Annotated in this window: 3 protein-coding genes and 2 pseudogenes; 1 reads left to right on the top strand and 4 read right to left on the bottom strand. The window is 68.7% G+C overall.

Annotated elements, in window-relative coordinates:
* Nucleotides 1–188: 188 nt before the first annotated feature.
* The gene (locus AB0D34_RS45685; protein ID WP_362673759.1) at nt 189–2,183 is read right to left on the bottom strand and encodes an FAD-dependent oxidoreductase; all 1,995 of its coding nucleotides are present in this window, start codon (nt 2,181–2,183) and stop codon (nt 189–191) included.
* Between the two features lie 290 nt (nt 2,184–2,473).
* On the opposite strand from AB0D34_RS45685, the pseudogene AB0D34_RS45680 reads away from it, so the two are divergent.
* A pseudogene (locus AB0D34_RS45680) lies at nt 2,474–4,373 on the top strand (NAD-binding lipoprotein).
* A 272-nt stretch (nt 4,374–4,645) separates the two neighbouring features.
* On the opposite strand, the gene AB0D34_RS45675 reads toward AB0D34_RS45680, so the two are convergent.
* The 3 genes and pseudogenes from AB0D34_RS45675 to AB0D34_RS45665 all read right to left on the bottom strand — a co-directional run bounded on the left by AB0D34_RS45675 (nt 4,646) and on the right by AB0D34_RS45665 (nt 6,000).
* A complete protein-coding gene (locus tag AB0D34_RS45675; protein ID WP_362673769.1) occupies nt 4,646–5,074 on the bottom strand; it encodes a GAF domain-containing protein in 429 nt (142 codons plus the stop codon).
* 18 nt (nt 5,075–5,092) lie between these two features.
* Nucleotides 5,093–5,497 (bottom strand): annotated as a pseudogene (locus AB0D34_RS45670) (transposase); the annotation flags it as partial.
* Nucleotides 5,498–5,721: 224 nt separating this feature from the next.
* Nucleotides 5,722–6,000 (bottom strand): hypothetical protein, encoded by a 279-nt coding sequence (locus AB0D34_RS45665; RefSeq protein ID WP_362673757.1) that lies wholly within the window; start codon nt 5,998–6,000, stop codon nt 5,722–5,724.
* Nucleotides 6,001–7,153 lie beyond the last annotated feature (1,153 nt).

The following is a 7,153-nucleotide window of genomic DNA, read 5'->3' as shown; positions in this document are numbered from 1 at the left end:
TCGACCAACGTCACCCTCTCCCGCCTGGGACGACTCGTCCGCCAGGGACTCCTCGAACAACCCGGACGCGGCCGCTACCAGAAACGGACTTAACGCCCTCTCAGTGGCCAAGGACGAGTGCGACCTTGACGAGTACGAGGTTGCGCCGGGGCCTGCGTGTGCGTCGTGGCTCAGCGGACCGCGCGGCTCTATGCGGTGTGGATCTCCAAGGCGGCACGCACGGCGGACTCAACGGCTCCCTCGATCCACGCCGGCTTGACGGACGTGTGGTCCCCGGCGAAGTGCAACGGCCCTTCGCGCACGGGGATGGCGGGCAGCAACTCCGTGTGCTGCCCGGGCAGGAGTACGGACGCCTCCCCGTAGGCGTAGGGGTCGCGCAGCCAGCTCTGAGTGCGGCCCGCTCCGGTGTAGAAGACCTCGATGCGCTGGCCGTAGACCTGCTGGAGGCCGCACAGAGCGTGTGGGTACCGTGCCTCGTCGTCCAGGGAGTCCCAGCGCAGCGCGTCGTCCGCCCAGCTGTAGGAGGCCAGGACCACACCCCCTGCGCTGCCCGGGACCGGATGGGAGGGGTGGAACATGAACCGGTTGGCGTTGTCCGACACCGAGCCGCCCCCCACGACGTCGACCGCCTCCGGCTGGTCGCGCGCGATCGCGCGGTTGGCGGCGTAGTGGGTGCGCTGGTCCACTGTGATGTGCCCGCTGGGCACGGAAGGATGGGCGCCGAGCAGGCTGCCGTCCGTGGCGGCGCGGCCGGTGCGGTAGGCGTCGTACAGACCTGGATCGACGGCGTTCAGCTCGCGTTTCCAGTCGGTCGCGTCGAACTCCCACCAGCGGCGGCTGAACTCCAGCAGGACCTTGGTCGCGCTGTCGTAGTGCAGTTCGCAGACCGCGCGGCGCTTGCGGTACGACATGGGCGGGGCGATCTGTACGTGGCGCAGTCCGGAGAACGGCACCGTGACCACGGCGACGTCCGCGGTGAACTGCTCGCGTACGACGGGACCGTCGCGGCCCTCGGACACGGTGTCCACCCATACGTGCGGGCCCTTGGTCCGGACGTGCTCGGTGTCCGGCGAAGGGCGGTCGGGGTGGTGGTACTCGATGCGCGTGACACGACGGTCGAACTGCACGTCCTTGTGCACGCGTTCCAGGAGGGCGTCCGGCAGCACGGCCGTGCCGCCCTCCAACTCGTAGAAGGGTGTGTCGGGGCTGATGAGGGAGGAGCCGGTGAAGCTGTGGATGAAGGACAGGGGAAGGCGTGAGGTGAGGTTCTCCAGGGTGCCGATCAGATCGATGGTCCGCTCGTCGAGGCCGGCGTGCTCGGTCAGGAAGCGGAACATCGACCAGTCACCGAAGCGCTGCACCACGCGGGCCCAGCCCCGCACCCGCTCGGGGAGCGGCTTGTCGACCCGCTTGCCGTCGCCGTTGACGTAACTGAACTCGTCGCGCACCGGGTCCAGAACGGAGCGCAGGATGGCGGCGGCAGGGGTGTCCCAGTGGGCACGGGGAACGCCGAAGGACCGGTTGATGCGCCGGGGGGTGCGGGCGTAGTCGGCGCGCCGGGTGCGGATCCCGTTCACGTGGATCCAGGTGTGGTTGGCGGGACGTCCCTCGTGGTCGACGTCCACGTAGTGGAAACGCCGCTTCTTCAGGCCGAACTGGTCGATCAGCTCCATCACCAGGGGATGGCTGCCGGGGATGCGCATCGCGCCCGCTTCGGCGTATTGGAGCGGATCGGTGAAGGGCTGCTTCGCTTGTTCGTGGCCGCCGTTGCGGAAGGTCTTGATGCGTCCGCCCGCGCGGTTGCCGTTGGCCTCCAGCACGGTCACACGGTGACCTGCCTTCTTCAGAAGCCAGGCACTCACCAGCCCGGCCGGACCGGCTCCGATGACCAGAACGTTTTTGGGGCGGGTCCGCCGCTGAGTCGGCAGGCCCTGCTCGAGGATGCTCTGGTAGCGCGGGACGAGAGGGCGGTTGTTGGAGTCCAGTACGAGCAGTGCGCGAGCGACGGCCAGACACCGGTCGAAGTCGGCGCCTCGGCCGGCGGCCGCAGCGGTTCGCGCGGGCAGGGCCACGGAGACACCCCCGGTCAGGGCCGTCGCCACCGTGGCCGTGCCGGCCACCGCCGTGAAGCCTCGCCGGGAGAGACCGCCGCCTGAGTGCGCAACCGCGTGATCTTCAGTCATGTCGATCTTTGTACCGGTGGTCATGACTAGACGATGGTCCTGCGCTCCTGCGTTGACACGAAGGAGCGAAGACGGGGACAAACCCTGACGTCGAGCACGTCAGTGGGCGTGGACGTGCTCGGAGCCCCCGAAGGGATGAATGCGGAGCAAACTCCGTCTGCCGCCACAATCGGTCCCCCACACTGCCCATGCGTGTTCGCATCCGTGCTCTGCGGCGGGCTTGCGGTCGCGTCATGAAGGCGACGTATCGCGCAGGCCTCGCGAGAGTGCGGGTTGGTGGAGGGGGAAGGGTGGCGCAACGGCGCACTCCGTTCGGTGACAGAGCCCGTTACTGGTTCGACAGCACGCTGGCCCGCGGTGCTCCCGCTCTCGTCGGCTGGATGGGGTTGTTGTGTCTGGCCATCGTCGTCCCGGCCAGTGCGGTGCTGGTGTGGACCGACCCTGACGCACCGGCGCCCCTGGCGGACCGGCTGGCGCAGGTGTGGCACCTCACCGGGGAGACACTGCGCCTGGGCGGTGCCACGGGTACGCCGTTGCGAGTGACGATGTCCGTGCTGCTCGCACTGGTCGCTCTGCTGTACGTCTCGACGCTCGTCGGCCTGATCACGACGGCGCTCACGGAGCGGCTCACCGAGTTGCGAAGGGGCCCGTTCCACCGTGCTCGAACAAGGCCACGCCGTGGTCCTGGGCTGGTCGGAGCAGGTCTTCACCGTGGTGAGCGAGCTGGTGGCCGCCAATGCCAACCAGCCACGCGCGGCGGTGGCCGTCCTGGCCGACCGGGACAAGACCGCCATGGAGGAGGCCCTGAGTACGAAGATCGGTCCCGCCGGTGGTACGCGGCTGATCTGCCGCAGCGGGCCCACCACCGACCCGGCCGTGCTCACCCTGACCAGCCCGGACACGGCCGGTGTCGTGCTGGTCCTGCCCCAGGACGAGCCGGACGCCGACGCCGAGGTGGTCAAGACGCTGCTGGCGCTCCGGGCAGCCCTGGCCGGGAAGGGCACTCACCCGCCTGTCGTCGCCGCCGTCCGGGACGACCGCTACCGCCTGGCCGCCTGTCTCGCCGCCGGACCCGGCGGCATCGTCCTGGAGAGCGACACCGTCACGGCCCGGCTCATCGTCCAAGCCTCCCGTCGGCGCGGGCTCTCCCTCGTCCACCAGGAACTGCTGGACTTCGCCGGCGACGAGTTCTACCTCGTCGCCGAACCGGCCCTGGCAGGCCGGCCGTTCGGCGACGCGTTGCTGTCCTACCCGACGTCGAGCGTCGTCGGGATGATGCGAGAAGGCACGCCCCTGCTCAACCCGCCAGCGCAGACGCCCCTGGCCCCCGATGACGTGCTCATCGTCATCTCCCGTGACGACGACACGGCCTGGTCGGACGACTGCACGGAGTTGGTCGAGAAGGCGGCGATGGCATCCGGCCCTTCGACGCCCGCACGACCGGAGCGAGTTCTCCTGCTGGGCTGGAATCGCCGGGCGCCGCTCATAGTCGACCAGTTGCGCCACCGCGCCTGGCCGGGATCAGCCCTCGACGTGGTGACGGACGGTCGTACGGTGACTGTCCCGCAGGTGAGCGAGGCCGACACGCACAGCGGCAGCTCCCTGACCTTGACACTGCACCACGGGGACACCACCCGCCCCGAGACCCTGAAGCGTCTGGACGTGCACTCCTACGACAGCGTGATCGTGCTCGGCCAGGACTCCGCTCCCGGACAGCCGCAGGACGACCCCGACAACCGCACGCTCGTAACCTTGCTGCTTCTGCGCCAACTGGAGGAAGCCACCGGGCGCGAACTGCCGGTGGTCACCGAAATGATCGACGACCGCAACCGGGCGCTGGCCCCCATCAGCCCCGGAGCCGACGTGATCATCAGCGGTAAGCTCATCGGTCTGCTCATGGCACAGATCTCCCAAAACCGACACCTGGCAGCGGTGTTCGAGGAACTGTTCTCCGCCGACGGCACCGGAGTTCACCTGCGGCCCGCCACGGACTACGTGCTGCCGGGGCGTGAGACCTCCTTCGCCACGGTCGTGGCCGCGGCACGCCATCGCGGCGAATGCGCCATCGGTTACCGAAGCCACAACGACTCGTCGACAAGTCCCGGCTACGGCGTGCGGATCAACCCACCAAAAGCCGAGCGGCGCCACTGGTCGGTCCAGGACGCGGTGGTCGTCGTCGCCAAGACATGACGCCCGACTCGGTTGACGTGAGCATCTTCGATCCGGGAGAGGCCGAGCCGCCAGCTGTGCTGGTTCGTGGCGCCTGGGCCAATGGGGCTTCGTCGTCAGGAGGCCGAAGAGAGCGGTGCAAAATCGGCTTCCGGCGGTGACGTCGGTGAGCAGGGTGGTATTGAGCGTGCTCAGAACGGTGACCGGTTCCGGGTCGATCTGGGCCGCGACGCGCAGGGTGCGGCGGGTGAGGGCGGTGACGGTCGCCGCCTCGTGGGCCCTTGCCGCACACGTCACCGAGGAAGAACGTCCTTCTCCGCCTGTTCCCCCGCCGCCCGTTCCGCCTCCCGCCGCTTCTGCTCGTTGCGTAGTGCGCGCAGCGCGGACAGCCGCAACTCCATCTCGTCCAGCACGATCGCGGCAAGATCGGCCAGGGTGGCGGTGTCGTCCTCGATGATGGAGCGCGGCTTGGTGTCCAGGACGTTGACCGTGCCCAGTCGGTGGCCGTCGGGGGTGGTGATCGGTGCGGCGGCGTAGAAGCGCACCCCCATCTCCCCGGCGACCAGCGGATTGTCCGCCGCCACGGGGTCACGAAGGGTGTCGGGAATGACCAGCGCGTCATCGCGCAAAATCGCCGAGAAGCACAGGCCCGGATCGCGGCCGATCTCTTTGACACCCTCCAGACCGTGTGCGGCCTTGAACCAGATGTGGTCGGTGTCCACGGGCGGAAAAGCTCCATGCAAGGGGACCGAGGCGCTGTCGCTGACCGCGTGCACACTCACGGCAACCTGGCAGTTCGCCTGTTTGCCCAGCGCACCGCAGTACTGCGGTGCGACCCCTACCGACATGCGGCCGTCCTTGGGAAAGGACACATCATCGATCACGAAAGCGTCCGGGCCGACCAGCGGAATCAAGCGTTCGGCGACCCGTCGCCGCACCGGTACCGGATCCCAAGTCGACTGGTTCACGAACTGCTGCAGGTTCTGCTCGTTACCGTCCGGCAGCCGAGAAGCCATCGCCTGAACCGACTTGCGCCGCCCGTCCAGCATCAGCCCCCGCAGATAGCAGTCGCCCTTCGCCCGCTGATCCTTGCGCGCCACCGAAGCGAACACGTCGGCCACAAAGAACCCCAACGTCGCCCGCATACAGTTCACTTCATGTAAGTCCCCACCCCCAACATGCTCTTGATCAGCACTTATGGGAAGACCTAACGGAGTCCTACTAGTGGCCTGCTCGGCGGCTTTCAGCGCTGTGGCGCGGTCGCTGCGGCTCCACCCGGATGTCGCATTGCCGACTCCATAACCCCCATCATCCCCTGCCGCCTGCGGAGCCTCACCGCTCGGTCTTTCGCATGGCCGGCAGCTCCTTGTCAGCGGCGTTTCGCATGGGCGGTGTCGATCCGCGCGAAGTCTTCGGGCGTTTCGTTCATGAGCAGTCCGCCGGGATCCACCAGTGGGCCTGCCACGGAGTGAAGATCGTTTCCGGCGGGATCATCCTCGCCGTCATGCCATCGCGCGACCGCCCGCCCCGCGCCCGCGACCAGGTCAGCGAGTTGAAGGCAGGAGTGGACCACCGAGCGGCCGCGGACCAGATTCTGGAGGTGCTTTTCCTCGATGAGGCCGTGGGCGACGCCCACGGCCGTGGCCACGCGTTCCAGGACGTCGAGTTGGTCGTCGGTCAGCAGCCGCTGATCGTCGCAACGGGCGGGCCTTGCACAGCATGTCCAGGACCTGTGTCGCCTTCTTCGCCTGAGGGGCCGTGCGGTGGTGGGCGTAGGCGTAGGACTGCTCAATGTCGGTGCGCAGGTCGTCGACCGTGACGTGGTCGCCCGTGCGGTTCTTCTCGGCGAAGAACCGCACGGCGGTGGCGAAGAAGCGGTCGAAGCCGTCGCGGCCCAGTGCGCGCGGCCCTTCGGTGGCCAGTCCAGTGCGAGCTGCCGGCCCACGCCGTCGCTGACGATGTCGTGGTCCATGGCGTGGAGCCGTTCCTTGAGCAGGACGTGACGAGTGTGCCCGCGACAAAGTAGGGCTTGTCGATCACATACACCGAGGCGCGGTCTTGCAGGCGTCCGCCGGGTGCCAGCAGTTCGCCCAGGGGACCGCTGTGGACCCGGCGGCGTTGGCCGGCTACCCCGCCGGTGGAACATCTTCTGGCACTTGACCTCTGGCGCGGACTTCTGGATCCGTGCCTCCTCGCGCAGCAGGTCCACGTTCGCGGCGGCTTCGTCCTCGTCGATGGCCACCGATCCAGGGTCATGTAGCGGCCGCCGCGGTGGAGTTGATCGGCGTCGTAGCCGGACTCGCCGATGGCGATCCACCGACCGGTGCCAGCATGGTCGTCGGTGGCCGCCTGACGGTTGCGGAGGCTGGCTGATTCCTGCCGTTGAGAATGGGCTGATTCCTGGAAGTTGCCGTCAGGTGCCGTTTTGGTGAAGGGCCGTCATGATGTCTGGACGCTGTAGCAGGCGTTTTTCGTGGCTGTGCGACGGCCGCACCAAAAGAGACGTGCCACCCAGGCCAGCCGGGTGAGCGCGTGCGAGCGGCGACGCCGGGTTGCTGATGGCCCGCGACGAGCGTGCGACGGTCGGGTGCATCTGCAACATCGGCGTGCTGCACGACGCCCGAGGACGCGCGCCGGCCGGGCTGCTCCTGCTGCACGCCCTCGCAGTCTTCGCCTCCCGCGGCCGGGACACCGTCGGACTCGGTGTGGACACCACCCCCCCCCCCCCCCCCCCCCCCCCCCCCCCCCCCGGGGGCGCGCCCCCCCCCCCCGCGCCACCCCCCCCCCCCCCCGGGCGGGGG

The organism is Streptomyces sp. NPDC048420 (assembly GCF_040651535.1).
Taxonomy (GTDB): domain Bacteria; phylum Actinomycetota; class Actinomycetes; order Streptomycetales; family Streptomycetaceae; genus Streptomyces.
Note: the sequence above shows the minus strand (reverse complement) of the source record. Positions and strands in the feature narration are given on the sequence as shown.

Excerpts from the sequence above, each read along its gene's own strand:
- AB0D34_RS45685 (WP_362673759.1), bottom strand. The coding sequence starts at position 2,183 with ATGACTGAAGATCACGCGGTTGCGCACTCAGGCGGCGGTCTCTCCCGG.